The organism is Stenotrophomonas sp. 1278 (assembly GCF_029892765.1).
Taxonomy (GTDB): Bacteria; Pseudomonadota; Gammaproteobacteria; order Xanthomonadales; family Xanthomonadaceae; genus Stenotrophomonas; species Stenotrophomonas indicatrix.
In genome coordinates this window covers 1-23,993 of the sequence record NZ_JARXWD010000008.1, presented here as the reverse complement: position 1 = coordinate 23,993, position 23,993 = coordinate 1, and the positions used below count along the sequence as shown (strand labels likewise).

At 66.0% G+C, this 23,993-nt stretch carries 23 protein-coding genes and 1 pseudogene; 11 read left to right on the top strand and 13 right to left on the bottom strand.

Annotated elements, in window-relative coordinates; genetic code table 11:
• Positions 1 to 57: 57 nt before the first annotated feature.
• The 6 genes from M2299_RS09725 (at position 58) to M2299_RS09700 (ending at position 4,298) form a co-directional block, all read left to right on the top strand.
• Entirely contained in the window at positions 58 to 1,038 is a 981-nt protein-coding gene (locus M2299_RS09725; RefSeq protein WP_280884263.1) for a hypothetical protein, read from the top strand.
• 78 nt (positions 1,039 to 1,116) lie between these two features.
• Positions 1,117 to 1,989, top strand: a complete 873-nt coding sequence (gene hchA / locus M2299_RS09720) for a glyoxalase III HchA (protein WP_100436107.1) — start codon at positions 1,117 to 1,119, stop codon at positions 1,987 to 1,989.
• A 5-nt stretch (positions 1,990 to 1,994) separates the two neighbouring features.
• Positions 1,995 to 2,699 (top strand): PA1136 family autoinducer-binding transcriptional regulator, encoded by a 705-nt coding sequence (locus tag M2299_RS09715; RefSeq protein WP_280884262.1) that lies wholly within the window; start codon positions 1,995 to 1,997, stop codon positions 2,697 to 2,699.
• An 88-nt stretch (positions 2,700 to 2,787) separates the two neighbouring features.
• A complete protein-coding gene (locus tag M2299_RS09710) occupies positions 2,788 to 3,024 on the top strand; it encodes a hypothetical protein (protein WP_100436600.1) in 237 nt (78 codons plus the stop codon).
• A 41-nt stretch (positions 3,025 to 3,065) separates the two neighbouring features.
• The gene (locus M2299_RS09705) at positions 3,066 to 3,308 is read left to right on the top strand and encodes a hypothetical protein (protein WP_025878849.1); all 243 of its coding nucleotides are present in this window, start codon (positions 3,066 to 3,068) and stop codon (positions 3,306 to 3,308) included.
• A gap of 135 nt (positions 3,309 to 3,443) precedes the next feature.
• Positions 3,444 to 4,298 carry an endonuclease/exonuclease/phosphatase family protein gene (locus tag M2299_RS09700; protein ID WP_280884261.1) on the top strand — a complete coding sequence of 285 codons (855 nt, stop codon included), beginning with the start codon at positions 3,444 to 3,446 and terminating at the stop codon, positions 4,296 to 4,298.
• 18 nt (positions 4,299 to 4,316) lie between these two features.
• Here M2299_RS09700 and M2299_RS09695 read toward each other — a convergent pair whose 3' ends face one another.
• Complete coding sequence (locus M2299_RS09695; RefSeq protein WP_025878847.1) at positions 4,317 to 4,580, bottom strand: hypothetical protein; 264 nt, start codon at positions 4,578 to 4,580, stop codon at positions 4,317 to 4,319.
• Between the two features lie 141 nt (positions 4,581 to 4,721).
• Here M2299_RS09695 and M2299_RS09690 point away from each other — a divergent pair, with 141 nt between their 5' ends.
• Positions 4,722 to 5,099 carry a VOC family protein gene (locus tag M2299_RS09690; RefSeq protein ID WP_033830848.1) on the top strand — a complete coding sequence of 126 codons (378 nt, stop codon included), beginning with the start codon at positions 4,722 to 4,724 and terminating at the stop codon, positions 5,097 to 5,099.
• Positions 5,100 to 5,140: 41 nt separating this feature from the next.
• Here the strand turns inward: M2299_RS09690 and M2299_RS09685 are convergent, their stop codons facing one another.
• From M2299_RS09685 to M2299_RS09660, 6 genes are all read right to left on the bottom strand, one after another.
• Complete coding sequence (locus tag M2299_RS09685; RefSeq protein WP_025878845.1) at positions 5,141 to 6,562, bottom strand: efflux transporter outer membrane subunit; 1,422 nt, start codon at positions 6,560 to 6,562, stop codon at positions 5,141 to 5,143.
• Positions 6,556 to 7,293 (bottom strand): SDR family oxidoreductase, encoded by a 738-nt coding sequence (locus tag M2299_RS09680; RefSeq protein ID WP_100436105.1) that lies wholly within the window; start codon positions 7,291 to 7,293, stop codon positions 6,556 to 6,558. Before M2299_RS09680 ends, M2299_RS09685 begins: the two co-directional genes overlap by 7 nt.
• 63 nt (positions 7,294 to 7,356) lie before the next feature.
• A complete protein-coding gene (locus M2299_RS09675) occupies positions 7,357 to 10,527 on the bottom strand; it encodes a multidrug efflux RND transporter permease subunit (RefSeq protein ID WP_025878843.1) in 3,171 nt (1,056 codons plus the stop codon).
• Between the two features lie 112 nt (positions 10,528 to 10,639).
• Positions 10,640 to 11,863, bottom strand: coding sequence for an efflux RND transporter periplasmic adaptor subunit (locus M2299_RS09670; protein WP_025878842.1), 1,224 nt, complete (start codon positions 11,861 to 11,863; stop codon positions 10,640 to 10,642).
• A 91-nt stretch (positions 11,864 to 11,954) separates the two neighbouring features.
• Positions 11,955 to 12,725, bottom strand: a complete 771-nt coding sequence (locus tag M2299_RS09665) for an SDR family NAD(P)-dependent oxidoreductase (RefSeq protein WP_025878841.1) — start codon at positions 12,723 to 12,725, stop codon at positions 11,955 to 11,957.
• Complete coding sequence (locus M2299_RS09660) at positions 12,722 to 12,949, bottom strand: hypothetical protein (protein WP_025878840.1); 228 nt, start codon at positions 12,947 to 12,949, stop codon at positions 12,722 to 12,724. Before M2299_RS09660 ends, M2299_RS09665 begins: the two co-directional genes overlap by 4 nt.
• Positions 12,950 to 13,096: 147 nt before the next feature.
• On the opposite strand from M2299_RS09660, the gene M2299_RS09655 reads away from it, so the two are divergent.
• The gene (locus tag M2299_RS09655; protein WP_025878839.1) at positions 13,097 to 14,128 is read left to right on the top strand and encodes a LysR family transcriptional regulator; all 1,032 of its coding nucleotides are present in this window, start codon (positions 13,097 to 13,099) and stop codon (positions 14,126 to 14,128) included.
• 181 nt (positions 14,129 to 14,309) lie between these two features.
• Here M2299_RS09655 and M2299_RS09650 read toward each other — a convergent pair whose 3' ends face one another.
• Both M2299_RS09650 and M2299_RS09645 read right to left on the bottom strand, forming a co-directional pair.
• Positions 14,310 to 15,005, bottom strand: a complete 696-nt coding sequence (locus M2299_RS09650) for an OmpA family protein (protein WP_025878838.1) — start codon at positions 15,003 to 15,005, stop codon at positions 14,310 to 14,312.
• A 141-nt stretch (positions 15,006 to 15,146) separates the two neighbouring features.
• On the bottom strand, positions 15,147 to 16,562 hold the full coding sequence (locus M2299_RS09645; RefSeq protein WP_280884260.1) for a deoxyribodipyrimidine photo-lyase: 1,416 nt from the start codon (positions 16,560 to 16,562) through the stop codon (positions 15,147 to 15,149).
• A 112-nt stretch (positions 16,563 to 16,674) separates the two neighbouring features.
• Between M2299_RS09645 and M2299_RS09640 the strand changes: the two genes are divergently transcribed.
• On the top strand, positions 16,675 to 17,256 hold the full coding sequence (locus M2299_RS09640; protein WP_080149124.1) for a hypothetical protein: 582 nt from the start codon (positions 16,675 to 16,677) through the stop codon (positions 17,254 to 17,256).
• Positions 17,257 to 17,361: 105 nt separating this feature from the next.
• On the opposite strand, the pseudogene M2299_RS09635 reads toward M2299_RS09640, so the two are convergent.
• From M2299_RS09635 to M2299_RS09620, 4 genes and pseudogenes are all read right to left on the bottom strand, one after another.
• Positions 17,362 to 17,496 (bottom strand): annotated as a pseudogene (locus tag M2299_RS09635) (inorganic diphosphatase); the annotation flags it as partial.
• Between the two features lie 10 nt (positions 17,497 to 17,506).
• On the bottom strand, positions 17,507 to 18,814 hold the full coding sequence (locus M2299_RS09630; RefSeq protein ID WP_100436598.1) for a metallophosphoesterase family protein: 1,308 nt from the start codon (positions 18,812 to 18,814) through the stop codon (positions 17,507 to 17,509).
• A gap of 53 nt (positions 18,815 to 18,867) precedes the next feature.
• Positions 18,868 to 19,986 carry a phytase gene (locus M2299_RS09625; protein WP_280884259.1) on the bottom strand — a complete coding sequence of 373 codons (1,119 nt, stop codon included), beginning with the start codon at positions 19,984 to 19,986 and terminating at the stop codon, positions 18,868 to 18,870.
• Complete coding sequence (locus M2299_RS09620; protein ID WP_099842283.1) at positions 19,986 to 22,544, bottom strand: TonB-dependent receptor; 2,559 nt, start codon at positions 22,542 to 22,544, stop codon at positions 19,986 to 19,988. The genes M2299_RS09625 and M2299_RS09620 overlap by 1 nt, the downstream gene beginning before the upstream one ends.
• A 153-nt stretch (positions 22,545 to 22,697) precedes the next feature.
• Between M2299_RS09620 and upp the strand changes: the two genes are divergently transcribed.
• Together upp and M2299_RS09610 are read left to right on the top strand one after the other, a co-directional pair.
• Entirely contained in the window at positions 22,698 to 23,330 is a 633-nt protein-coding gene (upp, locus tag M2299_RS09615) for a uracil phosphoribosyltransferase (RefSeq protein ID WP_025878832.1), read from the top strand.
• A gap of 117 nt (positions 23,331 to 23,447) precedes the next feature.
• Positions 23,448 to 23,741 (top strand): PsiF family protein, encoded by a 294-nt coding sequence (locus tag M2299_RS09610; protein WP_025878831.1) that lies wholly within the window; start codon positions 23,448 to 23,450, stop codon positions 23,739 to 23,741.
• Positions 23,742 to 23,993 lie beyond the last annotated feature (252 nt).

Below are 23,993 nucleotides of genomic sequence, written 5' to 3'. Positions count from 1 at the left end.
TTACAGCAACCATGGCCCGCGCTTTCCCGTCCGGGCCACCGACAACGAGGCAATGGAATGCATATCTCAACACTGGTCGAACTGCTCGGCAGCAAGGGCTCGGATGCTCATCTGCAGGCATGGCTCGCACAGCATGGTATCGGCAAGCCCCCGACCACGATCAGCGCGAACCAGGGGCAGAAATCGGTCAAGGACAAGCTCCACGACATGGAGTTCTACTTTGCCTTCGACATCATCAATGATCGCTTCTATCCGCCCACCGTCGGAGCGCGTGGCAGCCTGCTGAGCCACTTCAAGTCCGCCACCCTGTTCAGTCGCCGGCCCAAGGGCAATCCGCCAAAGCCCGAAGGCTTCTGGGACGGATACGTGCAGCCATCAGCCACACTCCAGGACTGCCTGGCGTACTTCAACGGCCGGTTGGAAGAATTCGGCAACACCGCCTACTTTGAAAAGCCGCTTACCGGGGACGTCGACATCAAGCTCTGGTTCTGCAAGCGCAGGCAGCGCGTGGACACCATCCAGCTCAATCTGCATGAGGACCGCGAGTTCATCGGCCATCATGATTTCGACCCTGGCAATGAACACAACACCACCCCGCAGGCGGCAACGCTGGTACTGAAGTGGCTGTTCGATCGCCGGCACCTGCGGGTGCCGCAGGCACTCTACGAGGCCGGGCTGGAGGATGATCACCAGGCGATCCTGCGCTTTGCCGAGCAACATCTTGGCAACCACGTCTGGGCAGGCCAGCTTCACGATTCACCTGCGCTGCGCAGCGTGCTGGCCCACACCAGGACCACCCGCCCCCTGCAACTGGACAACGGCAGCCCGCTGCACCTGTTCGACAAGTGGCTGTACCTGAAGGCAGGCGGAGCATGGGAACGGCATCAGGCCCTCTACAACGACGACACACTGGCGGACTGGAGTGCGAGCGTGGATGCGTTCGAACGCGCGGTGGTGCTTGATGCCGCGCAGCGACAGGCGTTTCTGGCAATGCTGGACGACGCCTACCAGCGGGTTCAGCAAGCGCACCCTGCCTGATCGCATTGGGGGAAATCCCTCATCGTGCGTACGCATCGCTCTGGCTAAGGTGACCACTCTCTTCCGCAGGAGGTCCGCATGAACACGTCAGAACCCAGCCGTCAGCCCAGCCCCGATCCGGCCGAGCGGGATGCGTTTTTCCCGTCGCCGTACTCGCTGTCCCAGTTCACTTCGGCAACCACCGATCTGTCCGGCGCGGACTATCCCGATGCCCGCCGTGACGGACGCTGGAAAGTGCTGATGATCGCCGCCGACGAACGCTATCTGCCGACCGCCAACGGCCACCTGTTCTCGACCGGCAACCATCCGGTGGAGACGCTGCTGCCGATGTATCACCTGCACAAGGCCGGTTTCGGGATCGACGTGGCGACGCTGTCGGGCAACCCGGTGAAGTTTGAATGGTGGGCGTTCCCACGCGAAGACCGCGAGATCGGCGGCCTGCACGAACACTACGAACCCCGCTTCCGCCAGCCTCTGCACCTGGACGACGTGGCGGCCGCCCTCGATGCCGGTTCGGACTATGCCGCGGTGTTCATTCCCGGCGGTCACGGTGCGTTGATCGGCCTGCCGGAAAGCCGCGCGGTGAAGGCCACCCTGCAGTGGGCGGTGGACAATCAACGCCACATCATCACCCTCTGTCACGGCCCTGCCGCGCTGCTGGCGGCTGGCGTGGATGAAGCCGGTGGCGGTTCATTGTTCCGCGGTCATCGGATCTGCGCCTTCCCCGATGCGATGGACCGGCAGACCCCGGATATCGGCTACATGCCTGGTCAACTGCCGTGGTTCTTCGGTGAGCGCCTGGCCCAGCAGGGCGTGCAGATCGTCAACGAGGGCATCGATGGCAGCGTGATGCAGGACCGCCTGCTGCTGACCGGCGACAGCCCGCTGGCGGGCAATGCGTTGGGCAAGCTGGCTGCGCGCACCCTGCTGGATGCGTTGGCCGCACGCTGACCGGCATGGATACCGTCGTGCAGTCATTGCTGGTGCTGGAACGTGCACGTTCGCTGGCAGCCATCGGTACCGTACTGCGCGGCGTCGGCGCGCCGCTGGGTTATGACCGCACGCTGATGTTCGCTACCGGCACCGATCTGGACCGAGGCGCGCAGCGCCTGTACTGGATCGATGGCGATTGGTTCGGCGAGGGCGCCAGCAGTGGCGTGGCGCACTACCTGCATGCGTGCCCGGTCAATCGCCATGTGCTGGACAGCGATGCGCCGTTCTTCTGGAGCAAGCAGCAGGGCGTGCGCGGCGAGCGCTACCAGGTCGTGCGGCAACCGCGCGGCGAAGGACTGCACGGCCTGCAGGTGCCGGTGTTCGGTGCGACCGGCCTGGAAGGGGCAGTCAGCTGGGGAGGACGCACGATCGACGCATCTCCATCGGCACGGTTGCTGCTGGAGCTGATTGGCACCGCCGCCTTCCGTATGGCGCATCGGCTGTCTGTCGTCCCGGCGGTTGTGCCTGCCGGCACCCTCAGCGCCCGCGAGCGTGAGGTCCTGCGCTGGGTTGCCGCTGGTCGTCGCCAGGCCGATATCGCTGCGACTTTGGGGCTGTCCACACGCACGGTGGAAAACCACCTGCGCAGGGCACGCCAGCGGCTGGGCGTGGCGACCACGGCGCAGGCAGTGCGCGCGGCAAGCCGGCGCGGTGAGATCGGAGACTGAGCGCAGGCGCGGCACTTCCGGCTACTGCGGTCGCATGTTAAACAGGCCAGGCGCATGTGCGCGATTGCAGAAAGCAAGGATGATGCTTATGAAACTGCAACTGGCCTCGATGGCCGCATTGATGTTGGCAGTGGGCAGTGTGGTACCGGCGAGCAGCCACGCGGCCGGGTCTCCCGGATCGACGACCGATTGCGTGCCCGTAAGACTGGGGCCAAACCTTGTGCATCAACGCTGCACAGTTACCCGCACGCTGGCAGATGGCACCGTTTTCACGTCGGTGTACTGGATCGACCAGAACGGCCAGTGGTACCTCCCGGCGGACTGATCTGGATTGAACACCGACTACGACTACAAGGAGTGTGATCGATGATGCTGCACAAGAAACTGTTCGCGTGTTCATTCGGTGCCGTGCTGGCGCTTGCCGCGCTGGTGCCTTCAGCGCCGGCAAATGCCGCCGAAGAAGTCGGGCTGCAGGAAGAGTGCGTGCCCTTCCGGGCCGGCTTCGGCATCCACCAGCGTTGCACGCTGTACGTGGTCTATGACGATGGCACCCGCGTGGCCAGCGACCACTACAACCGCGACGAGAACGGGATGATGTACGACCCCTGATCGCCCAGCGGCATCAGCCGGGCGGTCGCACGCCGTCCGCCCGGCCCTTGCAGCCGCCCATCCCGGCATACCGCTGCCCTTGCCTTCCATGGCATCCTCCATGAAACCGCTTTCATGGAATGGAGGGATTCCACGATGTTGTATCGCTTCCGCACGTCCGCGCTCTGCGCACTCCTGGCTTTTGCACTGCCCGCCGCCACCTGGGCAGCATCGCCCGCGCCGTTGAAGGTGATGTCCTTCAACGTGCGCACCCCTGCCGACACCGACCCTGGCAAGCGCTGGGAAGACCGCCGCGATGCCATGGTCAAGGTGATCCTGCAGGCGCATCCGGCGGTGATCGGCACCCAGGAGCTGGTGCTGGAGCAGGCCAATTACCTGGCCGAACACCTGCCCGACTATCGCTGGTTCGGCGAAGGCCGCCGCGGTGGCAGTGGCGACGAACACATGGGCGTGTTCTACGACAGCAAGGTGCTGGCGGTGGAAGAGTCAGGCAACTTCTGGCTGTCCGATACGCCCGAGGTCGCAGGCAGCATCAGCTGGGGCAACCTGTTCCCGCGCATGGTCACCTGGGCCGTGTTCCGCCGCCTGGATGATGGCCGCCGCTTCTACTTCATGAACACCCACCTGCCCTACCGCGACGAGGACGAGCCGCGCCGGATCAAGGGAGCCGAACTGATTGCCACGCGCGTGGCCGCGCTGCCTTCCGACCTGCCGGTGGTACTGACCGGTGATTTCAACAGCGAGCCCGGCGGCGGCACCTACCAGGCCTTCACCCGGGTGCTTCAGGACACCCGTCGCCAGGTCAAGTCGCCGCAAGGTCCGCGCCTGACCTTCCACAACTTCACAGGAACGGCGACCGCCGAGCTGGACTGGGTGCTGGTACGTGGCTTCCACGCGCGCAGCTTCCTGACCGATGACCGCCGCATCGACGGCGTACTGCCCTCCGACCACTTCCCGCTGGTGGTTGAGCTGGAGTGGCCGAAGCCCTGAGCAATGCGGCGACCGTCGCTACGGCGACGGTCGCTTGCCCAGCAGGCGGTACAGCGCCTGGTGCTGGTCGCGCGCCTGGCAGATGCGTGCGCCGACGGCAAGGAACACCGCAATGCCGACAAGGCCAACACCCAGCATTGAATCGGGCAGGCGCACGAAGCCGATCACCGCGGCCATCGCTGCCAGTACCAGCAACACCACCACGCCGACCGACAGCCCGGCCCCCGGCAGGCCGGGATCACCGAGCAGCGTCCGTTGCGCCGATTGCTTCTGTTCGCCCATGTCCTGTGCTCCCGTGGTTTTTCCCCACTAGTTACACGGCGGGCGGCACTTCCGGCAGAGTCAGAAACGTCACAGCGGCGAGAACGTCCACGGCGGCCCACGCGCTACCCTGCCAGCATCCTCGTTGAGCGGAGACAACGCATGACCCATCGCAGCCGACTGGCCGGGTTCATCATCGATTGCCAGGACACGCCCGCCGCAGACAGCGCGCGCTTCTGGGCCGCAGCGCTGGGCCTGCAGGCCGAGCCCGCCCGTGCTGAAGGCGACGCAGAGTATGCCGATCTGACAGGCGCGCCGGCGGGATTGAACGTGGAGGTGCAGCGGGTCGATCACCCGTCGCGGGTGCATCTGGATATCGAAAGCGACGACATCGACGCCGAAGCCGAAAGGCTGGAAAAACTCGGTGCCCGCCGGGTCGGTTTCGTCAAACGCTGGTGGGTGATGGAAGCGCCCACCGGTCATCGATTCTGCATCGTGCGCATGCGTGATCACGATGCTCCGGCCAACCACTGGCCATGATGAAAAAAGGGACGGAAGCAGATGCTTCCGTCCCCTGTCGATCAGCGCGCCTGCGCCACGCTCGGCGCCTGCGGTGACTGGCCCCAGCCACCGAGTGCCTTGTACACACCCACCACACTGACATTGACCTCTGATTCGGCGGCCGCCAGTGCATCATCGGCCACCAGCTGCGTGCGCTGCGCGTCCAGCAGGGTCAGGAAGTCCTCCGACCCTTCGCGGTAGCGGATCTGCGCCAGCGATTCGGCACGCCGCGCCGCCTGCGCCTGCTCGACCACGATGGCCAACCGTGCCTGCTGCTTGGAGTAGCGGGTCAACGCGTTTTCAGTGTCCTCCAGCGCCAGCAGCACCGCCTGTTCGTACTGCGCGGCCACGCCCTCGGCCTCGGCCTTGCTGGCACGCAGGCGTGCCTTGACCGTACCGAAGTCGAATGCCGCCCAGCTCAACGACGGGGTCAGCGACCAGGCCTTGTTGTTGCCGTTGACCAGGCCACTGGCATCGCCGCCAAGGAAGCCGACGAAGCCGGACAGCGACAACCGCGGGAACAGATCGGCCGTGGCCACGCCGACACGCGCGGTGGCGGCAGCCAGGCGACGCTCGGCCACGCGCACGTCGGCACGCTGGCGCAGCAGTTCGCGGGTATCACCCAGCGGCAGTGCCTTGGCAAACGCCGGCACTTCGTGCGGCGCCAGCATGGCGGTCAGCACTTCCGGGCGCTGGCCAAGCAGGACAGCCAACCGGTTGCGCGACTGCGTCTCGGCCACTTCCAACAGGGGGATGTCGGCCTCGATGGCTTTCAACCGTGCCCGGCTGCTCTGCACGTCCAGCTCGCTGCCGGCACCCAGTTCCCAGCGCGCCTCGGTCAGCCGCTGCGTATCGCGCAGGTTGACCAGGGTGCGCTGGGCCACCGCGATGCGCTTCTGGGTGCCACGCAGTTCGAAGTAGTTGCGTGCCACTTCGGCAGCGATCAGCACCTGCGCGTCGGCAAGGTTGGCCTGCTCGGCGTCCAGGTCGGCACGCGCAGCCTCTGCAGCTCGGCGCTTGCGGCCGAACAGATCCAGCTCCCAGCCCGCATCGAAGCCGAGCTGGTAGCTTTCACTGAACACCCGCTGCCCACCCAGCTGCGGATCGGGTTGCTTGCGGCGGTCGTAGCTGCCGCCAGCGGTAACGTGTGGCGCCTGGTCGAAGCGGCTCTCGACAAACACGGCACGGGCCTGGCTGACACGGGCGACAGCCACGCGCAGGTCCAGGTTGTCCGACAGCGCGCCGTGCACCAGTTCTTCAAGCACCGGGTCATCGAACTGCGCCCACCAGCTGGCCACCGGCGAAGTGGTGCTGAAGACCGGCTGCTGTGCACCCTGCAGGACGACGGGCTCCTGCACCGGTGCCTTGTAGTTGGGGCCGACGCTGACACAGCCCGCCAGCACCAGGCTGGAGACGGCCATCGCCAGGGTGCGGATCACCATGGCAGCACCTCGCCCAGGTAGGTGAAGCTGCCGCTGGCGCCGGACTCGCCGATCAGCGCCATCTGCACGCTGGAACGCGCGCCCTCGGCGATTTCGATCTCGCCGTTGCCACCGTTCATATCGGTTTTCACGTAACCGGGGTGCACGGTGTTGACCTTGATCGGGGTACTGCGCAGTTCATGGGCCAGGGCCAGGGTCCAGCTGTTCACCGCGGCCTTGGACGCGTTGTAGGCCGGGATCTTGAAGTCGTAGATGCCCGAGGTCGGATCGGCATGCAGGGTCTGCGAGCCGAGCATGCTGGAGACGTTGACGATGCGGCCGGACTTGGCCTGCTTGATCAGCGGCAGGAACGCCTGGGTCACCGCCACCAGCGCATACACGTTGGTCTCGAACGTGCGACGCCAGGTGTCCAGCGACTGCTCCGACGGCAGTTGCGCTGGGTTCTCGATCATGATGCCGGCGTTGTTGACGAGGATGTCCAGACGACCATGGCGCTGACGCACCTGCTCGACCGCCTCGGCGATGCTGGCGCCATCATTGACGTCCAGCTGCAGCGCTTCCACCGGCAGGCCCTCGGCCTGCAGCTTCAATGCCAGATCCACTGCGGTTTCGCGCTTGCGCCCGGCCAGCAGCGTGTGCACGCCGGCCTGTGCCAACTGGCGCACGGTTTCCAGGCCGATGCCGCGGGTTGCGCCGGTGACCAGCGCGATCTTGTTCTGATGGGTGTTCATGGATTCGTTGCCTTGGTAGGGGGAAGCGGGCGCCGGTGATTGCCGGCGCCGCTGTTTTCCATGTCAGTGGTGGATGGTCGGCTCGCCGTGCTGCACCAGCTGGCCACCACCGTTGCGGGTGACGAACTTGCGCAGTGCCACGTAGAACACCGGGGTCAGGAACAGGCCGAACAGGGTCACGCCCAGCATGCCGGCGAACACCGTGATGCCGGTCACCGAGCGCACTTCGGCGCCAGCGCCATGCGACAGCACCAGCGGCACGGTGCCGGCGATGAAGGCGATGGAGGTCATCACGATCGGGCGCAGACGCAGGCGGCAGGCTTCCAGTGCCGCTTCGACGATGCCCTTGCCGCCCATTTCCAGCTCTCTGGCGAACTCGACGATCAGGATCGCGTTCTTGCACGCCAGGCCCATCAGCACCACCAGGCCGACCTGCACGAACACGTTGTTGTCGCCGCCGGTCATCCACACGCCGAACAGCGCGGACAGCAGGGTCATCGGCACGATCAGGATCACCGCCAGCGGCAGCGACCAGCTTTCGTACAGCGCGGCCAGCACCAGGAAGGCCAGCATGATCGCCACCGGGAACACGATGAAGGCCGCCTTGCCCTGGGTCGCCTGCTGGTAGCTCAGGTCGGTCCATTCGGTAGCCATGCCCACCGGCAGCACCTTGGCGGCGATGGCGGTGAGGTTGTTCATCGCTTCGGCCGAGGACAGCACACGCGGGTCGGCTTCACCGGCCAGGTCAGCGGCCGGGTAGCCGTTGAAGCGCAGCACCGGGTCCGGACCGTAGGTTTCCTTGACGGTGACCATCGAGCCGATCGGCACCATCTCGCCACGGTCGTTGCGGGTCCGCAGCTTGCCGATGTCCTCGACGCTGTCACGGAACTGGCCATCGGCCTGTGCGATCACCTGCCAGGTACGTCCGAACTGGTTGAAGTCGTTGACGTAGGCCGAACCCAGGTAGGTCTGCAGCGTGTCGAACAACTCGGTCAGCTGTACGCCCTGGGCCTTCGCCTTGACACGGTCCACCTCGGCATCCAGCTGCGGCACGTTGGCCTGGTAGCTGGTGATCGGGAAGGCCATGCCCGGGGTCTGCGCAACCGCACCCTGCATCGACTGCACCGCGTTCTGCAACGCGCCATAGCCGAGGTTGCCACGGTCCTGGATGAACATCTGGTAGCCGTTGCCGTTACCGAGGCCGAGGATCGGCGGCGGCATCATGGCGAAGGCGAACCCTTCCTGCAGGCCTGCGATCTTCTGGTTGATCTCCGCATTGATCTGCGCCGCGGTGCGGCCATGGCGCTCGCTGAACGGCTTGAGCGGAATGAACGCAACACCGGTGTTGGGCGTGTTGGTGAACTGCAGGGCATTCAGGCCCGGGAACGAAATGGTGTGAGCCACACCGTCGGTTTCCTGGGCGATCTTGGCGACCTTGCGCAGCATTTCATCGGTACGCGCGATCGACGAACCCTCCGGCAGCTTCACGCCGGCGATCAGGTACAGCTTGTCCTGGGTCGGAATGAAGCCCGGCGGCACCAGCTTGAAGATGAAGCCGGTACCCACCAGCAGCACCGCATACACCACGAACACCGCACCACGGCGACCGAGGATCTTCGACACGCCACGCTCGTACTTTTCCGAGCTGGACTTGAAGAAGCGGTTGAACGGACGGAACACCCAGCCGAACAGACGGTCGATGATGCGGGTCGGGGCATCCTTCGGCGCGCCATGCGGCTTGAGCAGGCGGGCCGCCAGGGCCGGCGACAGGGTCAGCGAGTTGATCGCCGAGATCACCGTGGAGATGGCGATGGTGACCGCGAACTGCTTGTAGAACTGACCGGTGACGCCCGACAGGAACGCCATCGGCACGAACACCGCACACAGCACCAGCGCGATGGCGATGATCGGCCCGGACACTTCGCGCATCGCCTGATGCGCAGCGGCCAGCGGGGTCAGGCCTTCTTCGATGTTGCGCTCAACGTTTTCCACCACCACGATCGCGTCATCGACCACGATGCCGATCGCCAGCACCAGGCCGAACAGGCTCAGCGTGTTGATCGAGAAGCCCAGCAGGTACAGCGCGCCGAACGTACCGACGATCGACACCGGCACCGCGATGAGCGGGATGATCGACGCACGCCAGGTCTGCAGGAACAGGATCACCACCAGCACCACCAGCGCGATGGCTTCCAGCAGGGTGGAGACCACGGCCTTGATCGAGTCGCGCACGAAGATGGTGGTGTCATACACCGCTTCGTACTTCACGTCGGCCGGCATGGTCTTCTGCATCTCGTCCATGCTGGCCATCACCGCATCGCGGATCTCCAGCGCATTGGCGCCGGGGGCCTGGAAGATACCGATACCCACCGCGTTCTTGCCGTCCAGCTGGGAGCGCAGCGTGTAGTCACCGGCACCCAGTTCGACCCGGGCCACGTCCGCCAGCCGCACCACTTCACCGTCGGTGCCGCTCTTGAGCACGATGTCGCCGAACTCCTGCTCGCTGCGCAGGCGGCCCTGGGCATTGATCAGGGTCAGGAACTGGCTGTTGGGCATCGGCTCGGCGCCGAGCTGGCCGGCCGAGACCTGCACGTTCTGCTCGCGCATGGCGCGCACCACATCGCTGGCGGTCAGGCCGCGCGCGGCAACCTTGTCCGGGTCCAGCCAGGCGCGCATGGCATAGTCACCACCGCCGAAGATCTGTGCGTCGCCGACGCCCTGGATACGTGCCAGCGCATCCTTGACGTGCAGGCGGGCGTAGTTGCGCAGGTACAGGGTGTCGTACTTGCCGTTGGGCGAGGTCAGGTGCACCACCATCAGGAAGGTGGGTGACTGCTTCTGGGTGGTCACGCCTTGCCGGCGCACGTCCTCGGGCAGTCGCGCCTGGGCCTGGGCAACACGGTTCTGTACCTTCACCGCCGCTTCGTCCGGGTCGGTGCCCGGGCGGAAGGTGATGGTCATCTGCAGCACGCCGTCGGAACCGGCCACCGACTTGAGGTAGATCATGCCCTCAACGCCGTTGATGGCCTCCTCCAGCGGGGTGGCCACGGTTTCGGCGATCACCTTCGGGTTGGCGCCCGGGTAGACCGTGCGTACGACCACCGACGGCGGCACCACTTCGGGGTACTCACCGATGGGCAGCATCGGAATCGAGATCAGGCCTGCGGCGAAGATCACGATCGACAGCACCGCCGCGAAGATCGGCCTGTCGATGAAGAAACGGGAAAAGTCCATGGAAGAATTCCTGGAAAAGGCCGTCGGCGGGCAACAGCCGCCCTGCCCCTCGCCAATCTGGCGAAGGCAGTGACGGCTGCCGCTGGCACCGGCAGCTAAGCGGGGACGCGGATCAGTGGTTCAGTGCGGCAGTTGCATCGCGACCCGGCGCCGGCGCAGCGGTGGGCTGCATCGCCACCGCCTTCGCCTGCACCGGCATACCGGGCATGAAGACCTTCTGCACGCCATCGATGATCACCTTGTCACCGGCGGCCAGGCCCTGCTCGACGATGCGCAGGCCTTCGGCGGTGCGGCCGAGGCGGATGTCACGGCGCTGGGCCTTGCCATCCTTGTCGACCACGTACACGTACTTGCGGTCCTGGTCGGTCAGCACGGCCTTGTCGTCGATCAGCATGGCCTGGAACTGGCCGCTGCCGAGCAGCTGCACGCGGGCGAACAGGCCCGGGGTGAACTGGCGATCGGCGTTGTCCAGCAGTGCGCGGACGCGGATGGTGCCGGTGCTGCGGGTCACCTGGTTGTCGAGGAAGTCGACCTTGCCCGAGTGCGGGTAGCCTTCTTCACCGGACAGGCCGATCTTCACCGGCAGCTCGCTGTCGCGCTCGCTCGGGCGCTCGCCCTTGCGTGCCATCTGCGCGTAGCGCAGGAAGGTGCTTTCGTCGGCATCGAAGTACACGAACACCGTATCCAGCGAGACCAGCGTGGTCAGCACGCTGGCGCTGTCACCGGCGGTGACCAGGTTGCCGGCGGTGACCATCGCCCGGCCGGCCCGGCCGTCGATCGGCGCACGCACCTTGGTGAACTCCAGGTTGAGGCGGGCGGCATCCACCGCGGCCTGCGCAGCCTGCACCGCCGCACCGGACTGGTCGGCGGCCGCACGACGCTGTTCGGCGGTCTCGGTGGAAATCGCCTGCTGTTCGGCCAGGCGCTTGGCACGCTCGGATTCGCTGCGGGCCAGCACCGCCTGGGTACGCGCACGGGCCAGTTCGGCGTTGGCGCGGTCGTACTCGGCCTGGTAGCTGCGGGCATCGATGGTGAACAGGACGGCGCCCTTCTTCACTTCTTCGCCTTCAACGTAGTTGACCTTGTCAATGTAGCCGGACACGCGCGGGCGCAGCTCGACGCTCTGCACGGCCTCGACGCGACCGCTGAACTCGTCCCACTGGCTGACCTGCTTGAGCAGCACGGGGGCAGCTGAGACCTGCGGCGGGGGCGGCGCGCCGGCTTCTTCGGCATGGCCACCGCTGCAGGCCGCCAGGACGGCGGCAGCGAGGATCGACACGCCAGCCATCGCGATGCGATGACCGAAACGATGTGGAGTGGTATTGGGGGAAGTCATGGCATGCATCCGTACGGAGGGGTGGTACAGCTATTTGAGAATTGCTATCAACTTTCGGCGGCGTATCCTGCGACCTCAACCAAAGTCGAGGTCAAGCAACGCCTGCGGTGTCGCGCCACAGCGGCGGTATTTCCAGGTGCAGCAGGCCGCGTGGCAGTTCGGCATCACTGCTGTCGCAACGGACGATTGCGCGGTTGTCGCGGCACCCGTCGAGCAGGGACACCACGCGGCGACCGACCAGCAGTGAACTCGGCCATTCAATACAGGCGTTGGCAGCGTTGGCCGGCGTGCAGACCGGACTGCACACTTCCAGCATCTGCGCGCGTACGCCCACGGCCTGCGCTTCCTGGTGCACCACCTGCGCGTACATGCGCAGCGCGGCGGTGGTGATCGAGGTCTCGCCATAGCCTGCCCAGGGCTTGAGCCCGGCCGGGCTGCCGATCATCACGTAGCGGCGGGCGTGCACGTTGTCCTGCAGCAGCGGCAGCAGGTGGTGCACTGCGTGCACATGCGGCATCAGGTCCGCCTGCAATGCCGCCGACAGGGCGTCACCGCCACGCTCGACCACGCGGCCACGGTTGTACGGGCCGCCCATCGCGGCAACCACCGCTGCCAGCGGGCGCGGCCGCTGCGCCACGCGTTCGGCCAGCGCACGTGCCGAACTGTCGTCGCTGAGCGAGCCCAGCATCGTCTGCAGGCCCGGCTCATCGGCGAACTGCTCGTGCAACGCCGCCAGGCGGCCGGGATCGCGGCCGACCACCAGCACGGGGCTGCCGGCCTCCAGCAATGCGCCGACCACACCCTGGCCCACGGCACCGGTGCCGCCGAGAACCAGGACCTCGGGCGTCAGAATCCCATTCACGGGACATTTCCTCCCAAATCCGGGATAGTCCCGATTCGGCGCAGTCGGTCACCCTTGTGTGAAGCAAGGTGCAAGGCACCGCCACGCTGCTGACGCATGGGTGCGGTAAACTCCCGAAAATCCTTGTTAACCAAGGAGCTGGGACGGGATTCAACGGTCATTGCCAGGTCCAGGGCGTTCTGGCCGGCAATCCGGAAGCGGGCAAGAATGTTGCGCAGGCTCATGGCGGACGGGCTCCAATTAGCGAATGGCGCCACGATAGACCTCAAACCCCTACTTGATTAGTCCTGATTAAGGGGAATAATCATCCCGTCCCCGGTCCAATCGTTCTGTCACGATTGCCCCATCCCCGACGTCCAGGATCCCTGACCATGTCCCACGATCTCAACGAGACGCTGATCTTCGTCAAAGTGGTCGAGCAAGGCAGCTTCATCGCGGCTGCCAAATCGCTCGGCCTGCCCAAGACCACGGTCAGCCGCAAAGTGCAGGAACTGGAAACGCGTCTCGGTGCGCGCCTGCTGCACCGGACCACGCGCCGCCTCGGCCTCACCGAAGCCGGCTCGATCTATCACGAGCATTGCCAGCGCATCGCGCGCGAACTTGAAGAAGCCGAAAGCGCGGTCAGCCAGCTGCAGTCTGGTCCACGCGGATGGTTGCGCTTCACCGTGCCCTATTCGATCGGCATCACCTGGATCGCGCCGCTGCTGGGCCAGTTCCATGCGCAGTACCCGGAAATCCGCCTGGACATGCACATGGGCAACGAGAAGCTGGACCTGATCGCCGGTGAGGCCGATCTTGCCCTGCGCGTGGGTGCCCTGCCCGATTCCAACCTGGTGGCGCGCAAGCTCGGCAGCCTGCGCACGCAGGTGTTCGCCAGCCCGGCCTACATCGAGCGCTACGGCGAACCGCTGCATCCGGAAGAGCTGCAGTTCCACCGCATCCTGGCCATGCGCAAGCCGTACCACACCGGCAATTCGCCACGCTTCACCTGGCAGCTGGGCGAGAACGGTGGCGAGCTGCGCGACTTCCCGGTGACGCCGCTGATGACGGCCAACGACATGTCTGCGCTGAATGGCGCGCTGGTGTGTGGCGAAGGTCTGCTGCTGACCGGCGACGTGATGGCCAAGCCGTTCGTCGAGTCGGGCATGGTGCGCCGCGTTCTGGCCGGCTGGACCGGTCCGGAAGTGGATTTCAACGCGGTGTTCGCCGGTGGCCGGCTGGTCTCGCCGAAGGTACGCGCGTTCGTCGATTTCCTGGTGGAGAAGCTCAACTTCGACGCCAACTACATGCTGGCGCAGTGCCCCGGTGCGAAGCTGGCGCGGCAGCAGCAGGAACAGGAAGAAGCGGCGCTGGCGAGCAGCGGCAAGCGCATCCTGGAGAAGGTGGCTGCTTCGGCGGCGTAAGCTGCAGCGATGCCGCCTGTACCCTGCTCCTGGATCGCCTCCGGTAGATGCCGACCTTGGTCGGCACGGCTCTCCACATGGGCTATCGGCGTGCCGAGCACACTCGGCACCTACAGAAAATGCCGCCTGCTAGGGCGGCATTTTCGTTCCGGCTGCGCCGGAACAGCGATAACGCTGCGCGTTATTGCTTGAGAGGAATCACGCGGATCTCGACGCGGCGGTTCTTGGCACGGCCGGCATCGGTGCTGTTGTCAGCGATCGGGTAGGCCTTGCCAGCGCCCAGGGTCTCGATGCGCACGCTCTGCACGCCCTGGCCGATCAGGTACTGCGCCACCGAATCAGCACGCTCCTTGGACAGGCGGTTGTTGACCGCGTCGCTGCCGATGCTGTCGGTGTGGCCGACCACTTCGATCATTGTCTGGTTGTAGTCGCGCAGGGTGCCGGCAACGCCATTGAGCGAGCCGTAGAACTGCGGCTTCAGTGCCGACTTGCCGAAGTCGAAGGTGATGCCGTCCGGCAGGTTCAGCATGATGTTGTCGCCCTGGCGCTCGACGTCGATGCCGGTGTTGGCGGTGCGCTCGCGCAGCGCGCGCTCCTGGCGATCCTGGTACTGACCCACCGCGGCGCCACTCAGTGCACCGATGCCCGCGCCGATCAGCGCATGCTGGCGACGCTCGGTCGCGCTGTCGCCGGACAGCAGGCCCGCGGCCACGCCGATGGCGGTACCGATCAGGGCATTGCGGCCGGTGCGGTTCTGCTGCTCGGTCGGGTTGCCGTACGGATCACTCTGCACATAGGAGCCGCCGGTGGCGCAGGCCGACAGGACGGCCGCACTCATCAGGGCCAGTGCGACGTTGCGGGTGGTGTTGCGGATCATGGTGTTCTCCTTGGTTTCCGGTCGGGCCGGCGGCTTGCGGGCGGCAACGAGGATAAACAGCCGGACGCGATGTCGGGATGATGATCACACCGGTCGACAGGGACGTGTTCAGCTAGCTGTCTGGACCGCTCAGCCAGCGCTTTACCCCGCCGCCGACTGACGGTAGGCGGCCAGAGCGGCATCCCGGCCAGCCGCCAGGTCCACCAGCGGCGTGCGTGGGTAGCCCGGCGCGCGTTCGGCCAGCAGGTGCGGATGCTGCCATGGAGCGAACCGCGCTTTCACCGGCAGCGCCGCCAGCTCAGGCACCCAGCGGCTGATGTAGCGCGCCTGCGGATCGAACTTCTCGGCCTGTGTGACGGGATTGAACACGCGGAAATACGGAGCCGCGTCGGCACCGGTGCCGGCCACCCACTGCCAGCCCATCGTGTTGTTGGCCAGGTCGGCATCCACCAGCGTGTCCCAGAACCAGCGCGCACCGTGCAGCCAATGCGCGCGCAGGTGCTTGCACAGGTAGCTGGCAACGATCATCCGCACCCGGTTGTGCATGTAGCCGGTATGCCAGAGCTCGCGCAGGCCAGCATCGACGATGGGGACGCCGGTATTGCCGCGCTGCCAGTCGTGCAGCTGGGCGGCACTGGGGCTGGCCCACGGGAAGCGATCGAAGCGTGGATTGAGGTTGTCGGTGGGCGTCTTCGGGAAGTGGTGCAGCAGGTGATGGGCAAAGTCACGCCAGCCAAGCTGGCGCAGGTAGCCATCGATGTCGGCATCGGTACCGGCACTGCGCAGGCCTTCCAGCGCGTGGGCGATGCGCCACGGCGCGATTTCGCCGAAATGCAGGTGCGGCGACAGCCGCGAGGTACCGACCCGATCCGGCAGGTCGCGCTGCTCGCGATAGCCGCGCAGCGCACCATCCTCGAACACGGACAACGCCTCGAGCGCACCGGTCTCGCCCGGCTGCCAGTGTTCCCAGAACCCGGTATCCCAGTGAAGCGTGGGCGCCAGCTGCAGCGTATCCAGCGCGAGGCTGTCGACCGTATGCGCCGGCAGCGTCTCCGGTGCGGCCTGCAAGGCGGGCAAACGCCAGTGGCTGAGTACGTTGCGCCAGTACGGAGTGAATACCTTGTAGGGCTGCCCCTGCTGGGTGGCGATGTCCCAGGGCTCGAACAGCAGGCTGCCGTTGCAGCTCTGCGCATCGATGCCCTGCTCGCGCAGCGTGCGTTTGATGGCGGCATCGCGCGGTTGCGTCGCCGGTTCGTACTTGCGGTTCCAGTACACCGCTTCAGCGCCGGTCTGCTCGATCAACGCCTGCAGGGCCGGCAGGCTGTCACCGGCACGCAGCACCAGCGATGAACCCCGTGCACGCAGGTCGGCGTCCAGCGCTGCCAGCGAACGATGGCGCCATGCATTGGAGGCCGCGCCCGGCGCCCACTCGCCCTCTTCGTGCGGCGCGTGGATGTACACCGGCACCACATCGTGGCCAGCTTCCAGCGCCGCCTGCAGCGCCGGATTGTCCTGCAACCGCAGGTCCCGACGGAACCATACCAACGCTACCGACACGTGCACTGCCTCTCAGTTGCTGGGCGGCCATGATAGCCAGTGACGGTGAAGGCGATGCGTGCGACCGGCTCTGCTAGGCTGCGCGCTCTTCCGCTTGCGCCCGGCCCACGTCATGGATGACCTTCGCGCCACGTTTGCCCGCTTCGGCGCCCTGCAACCGCAATCCGCCGACGCGTGGCAGGGGCCGTTCCCGCTGCCGGACGTGCTGGCCGGATTCTACGCACACGTCGGCCCGTTCGGCGAGGTATTCAATCCTGCAAAAGGCCCCTGCGGCATCACCATTCCAGGCCTTGAGGTGTGGATACCGCCCTTGCAGCGCCTGTGGGCCTACCAGGCAGGCTATCGCTGGAACGGCAACGATGGCGAACCGATCAGCGACTGGCCGGCGCAGTGGCTGGTGATCGCCGACCGTGGCGCCGATCCCCTCATCCTCGACATCGACGACGGCCGCGTACTGTTCGCCCGTCATGGTGCGGGCCACTGGGACGCCGGCGGGTTCGCCGCCGACGTGCCGACCCTGATGGCCGCGTTGGCTGCGGCCGGCAGCGTTTACCTCGATGCCGATGAGGATCTGTACAGCGATGACGATGATGGCGGGATCCGTCCGGTTCATCGCGAAGCGGCGCTGCGCGCTGTCGCCGCAGTGATGGGCGGCACGGATGAAGCAGAGCTGTTCCTGGACGCAATGCAGTAGAGCCACGCCATGCGCGGATGGTGCACGGAAAGGTTCAATCCACGCGTGGCATGGATCCACTTCTGGACTGCTGCATCGCTTCGCTGATCACCCGTCCGTCGTTCTTTCCTGCGGCACCTGCTCCGGCTGAGCGGCCAGGAACGGGTGCAGTACGGTATCGGCAGCAGCCACCGCGCCCACCACCAGCAGCAGGGCAACGGCAATGGCGGCCATCGGAACGAGGCGCGGGCGCGTGCTCATCGGTCGTTCCTCACTCCCAGCACCGGTCGGTGCGGCCCTTGGCGGTCTGGGCACGCGCGCAGTCACGCGGCGTGATCCGTCCCTCCTGCTGCTCCACCCGTTGCTTGCCGCCATTGTCATCGCGCTTCAGCTCGAAGGCGTCGTACAGGCGCCCGGTCACCGTGCGGGCCTCGTAGCGAAGGCGCTGCGGATCGATGCGCAACACCTGGAACAGCTGGGTGTCTTCGCCCACAGGGTCCATCGTCCTGCGTGCTTCGTCCGACAGGCGGTACTGTTTCGGTCCCGCCACCGTCACCACGTATTGCGGTGTTGCCGCCTGCCCTTCGCCGCGACGGCCGTAGGTATGGTCATGCCCCTGCAGTACCAGATCCACCTTGTGACGGCGCACCACCGGCAGCAGCACCTTGCGCAGGGCAGCATTCTCGCGGCCCTCGCGCGGCGAATAGAACGGCTGGTGCAGCAGCACGATCATCCACGGCTGCCGGTTGCCGGACAGCACCTTGTCCAACCACTGTGCCTGCGCCTTGGCGGTACCGAGATCCAGCGCCGAGGTGCCATCGACCACGGCCACGCGCACGCCCTGTGCGTCGAACCAGTAGCTGGTACCCGCCGCCGCGCTGGCACCGTTGCCCGGCAGGGCGAAGGTCACCGGCCAATGGCGGCCCAGCACACGGCGCTCCTGTGGCGTGTCCTCGAATTCCTCGAAGTACTCGTGGTTGCCGATCGCCGGCGCCACCAGCGTCTCCTGTGCCAGCCAGCTGGTGGCGGCAAACCATTCGCCCCATTCGCTGTCGTCCATGTTGTCGCCACCGCTGACCAGGTCGCCGGCAAACAGACTGATCCGCGCATCCGGCGCGGCCTTCTGTGCAGCCCGCACCACGCGGCTTACATGGCTGACGTTCTTGTTCTGGGTATCGCCGAAATACAGCAGGGTCAGCGGCTGGTCGGCAGCGGCAAGCGTACGCAGCTGGTTCCACGCGCTCCAGCTGCCATTGCCCTGTACGCGGTAGACATACAGGGTGTCCGGCTGCAAACCATCGATGTCGGCGCGATGATGATGCGACAGGCCGTTCTCGGTCTGCAGCACCTGGGTCTTCGCGCGCACCTGGACGATGCCCTCGATGGCCGGCGAATCGTCGGCCCGTGCGATTTCCAGCAGCGGCGACTGCACGCTGCCATCGGTGCGCCAGGCCACTGCAAAGCCGTGGCTGGGGTCGACCGATGGAGAGGCAACGATGCGGTCCGGCACCGGTGTGGCCGCGTAGTAGCGGCTGCCCGACGGCACCTGCGTATTGGGCTCGGCCGCAGCCATCGCCATCGATGGCAATGCCAGCAGCAGCCCGATCGCAAGCAGGCGCACCAAGCGCGCGCTCACGAGCCACACTCCAGCGGCAGGGCCAACTGCTTGGCGATGCTCTCCCAGTCGAAGGCCACCACACCCTGGTCATCGTGCACCGCATACAGGGCACCGTGCGGGAACCGTGGCGTCGGCTGCTGCATCATCCAGATGCCATCGGTGTTGGCCACGGTATTGCCCTGGAACGCACCCACCGGCTTCAGCGTATGGCGGTCGAACAGATGGAACACGCTGCGCTGCTTGCCCTGCTCGGTGGTGATCCACCAGCCGTCCTTGCCACAGGTGCGCAGCATCACGCCTTCGGCCTGCGCCTTGAACACGTCGCGGCCGAAGGTGGTGCCGGTGAAGCGCCCCGCCAGGGTGTAGACCTTGAGTTCGCTGGCGTAGCTTTCGTCCTCTTCGGCGATCAGCAGGCGATCATTGGCCGGATCTCCCCAGATCGATTCGACCACACGCAGCGCGCCGGCTTCGCTGGTATCACCGATGCTGGCCGACAGTGTTGCCTGCACCTTCGTGCCATCGCGGGACACGTGGTACTGGCGCACGCGCTTGTCCAGCTCAGCCAGCGGCGGCAGGATGTCCTTGCCCTGTGCGTCCTCGCCGTTGTCCCAGGAGTCGGTGACGTAGACGCTGTAGCCATCGGCACGGCGGTCCACCCACAGGCCGTAGGGCTTGCGCAGATCGTCGGCACCGAAGGTGGCCAACGGAGTGAAGTCCGGCAGCGAAAGCACCTGCACACGGTGGTTGTCGCGCTCGACGATCCACAGCAGGTCATCGATCACCGCGATGCCGTTGGGGCGATCGAACTGGCCCAGGCCGGTGCCGGTGCTGCCGACGTCGCGCAGGTGCTGGCCGTTGCTGCCGTCGTAGACCACCAGCTTGTCGGTGGCCTTGGCCGTGGCGATCAGCCAGGTCTTGCCATCCGGCGCCTGCCACGACGCGGGCGAATCGATGTTGTCGGCCGGAGTCATCGGGGTCAGGAAGGCCTCGGCGATGGTCGCCACGTTGCGCTCGACCGGTGCCACAGCGCCGGTCGCTGCAGCCGCTGCCGGCGCCTTGTCCGCGGCCGGCGTGCAGCCGGCGGCAAGAACGGCTGCCAGCGAGGCCGCCATCAGGGTCATGCAACGCGTCATCACAGCGCCACCTTCAGGCCCACGGCGTAGGTGCGGCCGTACTCTTCCATCTGCAGGGTGCGCGAGCGCGTGCCCTGGTAGAGCTCCAACGGCTTGTCCAGCAGGTTCTGCGCTTCAAAATACATGCTCACGTTCGCGTTGAACTTGTAGTCCAGCGAGAAGTCGAGCTGGGTGTTGGGCGCGACGTAGATGTCGAACGCACGGCCCTTGCCGATGCTGTCCAGGTACTCGCTGCGGTACACCGCCGCCAGACGGGTGCTCAGGCCGTACTTTTCATAGCCGATGTGGGCGCTGTAAACGTGCTTGGAGGCACGCGGCAGGGTGAAATCCTCACCGGCGCGATCCTCGATGCCAGCGTCGAATCCGGTATCCAGCCAGGTGCCGCTGGCGCCCACCAGCAGACCGTCCAGGCCGGCGGGCAGGAAGGCCAGCTGCTGCTGCCAGTTCAGCTCCGCACCACGCACGGTGGCTTTGCGGCCATTGATCGGCTGGGTCACGTCGAAACCACCGTAGGCCGGATCATTGGTGCGCACCGTCTCGACGATATAGCCGTCGATGGACTTGTGGAACAGACCGAGCGAAACGATGCCGGTGCTGCCGAGGTACTTCTCCACCGACAGGTCGATGTTCTTCGACTCGTACGGGTCCAGCTCAGGATTGCCCAGCCGCACTTCCTCGTCGCCGCGGCTGTAGCCGACGCGCGGCGAGATATCACCGAAGGACGGGCGCGAAACGGTCTTGTTGGCCGAGGCGCGCAGCACCCAGTCATCGGCCGCGTCATAGCGCAGGTGCAGGCCCGGCAGTACGTTGGTATAGCTGCTGTTGGCCACGCGCGGGGTTACGGTGTAGCTGCGGCCGTTGGCCGCCACATCGACCTGGTTGCCTTCGGCCCTGAAGCGCGTGTTCTCCACACGCACGCCACCGATGATGCGCAGCGCACCGACATCCCAGGTCCCCATGGCGTAGCTGGCGAAGATGTCTTCACTGGCGGTGTAGTCCTCTTCCAGCGAGGTCATCGCGTTGGCGCCGACATCCTGCGGACGGGCACTGAACTGGCCACGGTTGGCCGCCCAGTACGCGCGCATCGCGTCCGAATCCATGCCGTCACCCAGGGTGCCGTGGCGGTGATCCGGGGAGCCGGTGGTCCAGCTGGACAGGGCAACCTTCGGGCCGACGCGCAGTTCGCTTTCGTCGACGTTGACGTCGCGGTCGCGCCAGCGCCCCAGCAGGCCGAACTTGATGCTGCTGCTGTCGCCGTCGAAGCGGACGTTGACCTGTGCGCTGTGCTCCTTGTCGTTCACCTGCTTGGGTGAAATCACGAAGCGGTCGAACGCGTAGTTCGCGTTGTCCAGCCACTGCGGATTGTCGAAGCTGTAGCTGGGCATTCGACTGCTCTGGTCCAGCGTACCGTTGAAGGCCTTGCCGTTGAGCTTGAAGCGCGCCTCCATTTCATCGTTCACCCGCTCTTCGGTGCGGGTGAAACCAACCTTGTAATCGACCACGGCGTTGGTCAGCGTGTTCTCGCCGCCCAGGCTGGCCGCGAAGGTGTTCTCTTCCTTGGTGCGGTAGCGCATGCGCTTGTCGATGGAATCCTTCGGCATGCCGTCCAACCGGTACTGGTCGGTACCGGTCTTCACCATCTTGGCGTCATCGAAGTTGAAGATCACCCGCTGGCGGGTTTCGGCATCATCGAACTGGCTGTACAGCGCACGCAGGTAGTACTTGCTGTCCTCGTTCGGGCGCCAGTCCAGGTTGAGGTTGGCGCCGATGCGCTTGCGCTCGATTTCGTATTTGCGGTGCTGCAGGTTGATCGCGGTGACGTCGCCCGGTGCGGCATCGTCTTCGCCGTCGTACTCCACTTCGGTGTTGTCCGATTCGAACGTGCGCTTCTGGTAGTTCACGCCCAGCGCGACGCCGAAGGTGTCGTTGAACACTTCGCTGTAGTTGAAGGCCGCCTTCGGGCTGGTTTCGCCGGACAGCTGCTGGTGGCTGGCTTCGATCTTGCCACGCAGGCTGCGGCCGTCACGATCGAAGGCCGAGGCCGATTCAACCAGGATCGCGCCGCCGATGGCGTCGCCCGGCATGTCCGGGGTGGGCGACTTGACCACGCGCAGGCGCTCGGTCGAATCGGACGGAATCACATCCAGCGGCGCCGCGCGGCTGGAATCTTCCGGGGTGCCGATGGCGATGCCGTCGACGCTGACGCTGTTGAGGTTGGCATCCAGGCCACGCACCACCACGAAACGGCCTTCACCCTGGTCTCGGGTCACGCTGATGCCCGGCAGGCGCTGCAGCGACTCGGCCACGTTCTTGTCCGGGTACTGGCCCAGTGCGTCTGAAGACACGGCGTCTTCGATGGCATCGCTGCTGCGCTTCAGGTCGACGGCGCGTACCTGCGATTCCAGCTGCGCACGCACTTCTATGCGGTCCAGATCGGTCGCTGCGGCGGCACCCCCTGCCACGGCAGCGGCGGCGTTTTCGGCCGCCAGCACCGACGGGCTGGCCGTCACCAGCAGCGAGAGGCTGATTGCCAGGCCCAACGTGTTCTTCTTCTGCACAGCTATCCCCAACGGTGTAAAGATTGGGTCAGCACGGTATGTCCGGCAAATTGCATGGGCATGACACCGGTGGAGCCTGGCCTGCCGGACCCGGCTCGGCACCACCGCGCATTCCGCTTAAAATGGGGGCCTCCCCTTCTGCCAGACCCTCCCATGAAGATCGTCGAAGTGCGCCACCCGCTGGTGCAGCACAAGATCGGCCTGATGCGCAACGCCGCGCTCAGCACCAAGGATTTCCGCGAACTGGCCAACGAACTGGGCACGCTGCTGGCCTACGAGGCCACCGCCGACCTGGAAACCGAGCCGCACACCCTGCCGGGCTGGTCCGGCCCGGTCACCGTGCAGCGCATCGCCGGCGCCAAGATCACCGTGGTGCCGATCCTGCGCGCCGGCCTGGGCATGCTCAGCGGCGTGCTGTCGCTGATTCCGGCCGCCCGTGTCAGCGTGGTCGGCCTGCAGCGCGATGAGGAAACCCTGCAGCCGGTGCCCTACTTCGAGCGCCTGACCGGCCGCCTGGAAGAGCGCGACGCGCTGATCCTCGACCCGATGCTGGCCACCGGCGGCACCCTGATCGCCACCATCGACATGCTCAAGCGCGCCGGCGCACGCCGGATCAAGGGCATCTTCCTGGTTGCCGCGCCGGAGGGCATCGAAGCGGTGAAGGCCGTGCACCCGGACGTAGAGATCTACACCGCCGCGATCGATGCGCAGCTCAACGACAAGGGCTACATCCTGCCGGGCCTGGGTGATGCCGGCGACCGCATCTTCGGTACCCGCGTGGGCTGAGATCGACCGGGTCGGAGCGCTTTCGAAAGGAAGTGCTCCACCTGCTCCAGGCACCTTCACGCCGGCTTTGCGGCAACGGGCGAATGCTCCGCGCACCCGCCCCGCCCTGGAGCCACCATGAAAGCCTCTTTGCTGCTCGCCGCCGCCCTGCTGGTCGGCCTCCCGATTGCCGCCAACGCAGCCACCCCACAGCAGCAGCGCATGGCCGACTGTTCGGCAAAGAACAAAGGGCTGAAAGGCGACGCCTACAAGTCCGCGCAGAGCGCATGCCTGAGCTCGCACGCAGCCGCACCGGCAACCCCTGCCACGCCGCAGGAGCGCATGAAGAAGTGCAACGCAGACGCCGCCACCCAAAAGCTCGCCGGCGACGCCCGCAAGACCTTCATGAGCAGCTGCCTCAAGGCATCGTAAAAACAGCGAAGAAAGGCCCCATCCACGCATGGCGTGGATCTACTGACCGTCACTTGGAACCTGTCCGTCGAATGGGGGCAGAGCCCATTGCGCAGCAACGGGATCGGACCCCGAAAGATCCAACGGGCGTCCCATCCGTCACCGGAAAACTGTCGAAGGCGGGGCGGTGTCGGATTGCGGGGTGTCAGCCGCATGGATGCGGCTGCCAAGCCTACAAGGACGTACTTGCGGCGTCCCCGCAATCCGACACCG

Coding starts and splice junctions, on each gene's coding strand:
- M2299_RS09725 (WP_280884263.1), top strand. CDS start 58: ATGCATATCTCAACACTGGTCGAACTGCTCGGCAGCAAGGGCTCGGAT.
- hchA (WP_100436107.1), top strand. CDS start 1,117: ATGAACACGTCAGAACCCAGCCGTCAGCCCAGCCCCGATCCGGCCGAG.
- M2299_RS09715 (WP_280884262.1), top strand. CDS start 1,995: ATGGATACCGTCGTGCAGTCATTGCTGGTGCTGGAACGTGCACGTTCG.
- M2299_RS09710 (WP_100436600.1), top strand. CDS start 2,788: ATGAAACTGCAACTGGCCTCGATGGCCGCATTGATGTTGGCAGTGGGC.
- M2299_RS09705 (WP_025878849.1), top strand. CDS start 3,066: ATGATGCTGCACAAGAAACTGTTCGCGTGTTCATTCGGTGCCGTGCTG.
- M2299_RS09700 (WP_280884261.1), top strand. CDS start 3,444: ATGTTGTATCGCTTCCGCACGTCCGCGCTCTGCGCACTCCTGGCTTTT.
- M2299_RS09695 (WP_025878847.1), bottom strand. CDS start 4,580: ATGGGCGAACAGAAGCAATCGGCGCAACGGACGCTGCTCGGTGATCCC.
- M2299_RS09690 (WP_033830848.1), top strand. CDS start 4,722: ATGACCCATCGCAGCCGACTGGCCGGGTTCATCATCGATTGCCAGGAC.
- M2299_RS09685 (WP_025878845.1), bottom strand. CDS start 6,562: ATGGTGATCCGCACCCTGGCGATGGCCGTCTCCAGCCTGGTGCTGGCG.
- M2299_RS09680 (WP_100436105.1), bottom strand. CDS start 7,293: ATGAACACCCATCAGAACAAGATCGCGCTGGTCACCGGCGCAACCCGC.
- M2299_RS09675 (WP_025878843.1), bottom strand. CDS start 10,527: ATGGACTTTTCCCGTTTCTTCATCGACAGGCCGATCTTCGCGGCGGTG.
- M2299_RS09670 (WP_025878842.1), bottom strand. CDS start 11,863: ATGACTTCCCCCAATACCACTCCACATCGTTTCGGTCATCGCATCGCG.
- M2299_RS09660 (WP_025878840.1), bottom strand. CDS start 12,949: ATGAGCCTGCGCAACATTCTTGCCCGCTTCCGGATTGCCGGCCAGAAC.
- M2299_RS09655 (WP_025878839.1), top strand. CDS start 13,097: ATGTCCCACGATCTCAACGAGACGCTGATCTTCGTCAAAGTGGTCGAG.
- M2299_RS09650 (WP_025878838.1), bottom strand. CDS start 15,005: ATGATCCGCAACACCACCCGCAACGTCGCACTGGCCCTGATGAGTGCG.
- M2299_RS09640 (WP_080149124.1), top strand. CDS start 16,675: ATGGATGACCTTCGCGCCACGTTTGCCCGCTTCGGCGCCCTGCAACCG.
- M2299_RS09630 (WP_100436598.1), bottom strand. CDS start 18,814: ATGGCGATGGCTGCGGCCGAGCCCAATACGCAGGTGCCGTCGGGCAGC.
- M2299_RS09625 (WP_280884259.1), bottom strand. CDS start 19,986: ATGACGCGTTGCATGACCCTGATGGCGGCCTCGCTGGCAGCCGTTCTT.
- upp (WP_025878832.1), top strand. CDS start 22,698: ATGAAGATCGTCGAAGTGCGCCACCCGCTGGTGCAGCACAAGATCGGC.
- M2299_RS09610 (WP_025878831.1), top strand. CDS start 23,448: ATGAAAGCCTCTTTGCTGCTCGCCGCCGCCCTGCTGGTCGGCCTCCCG.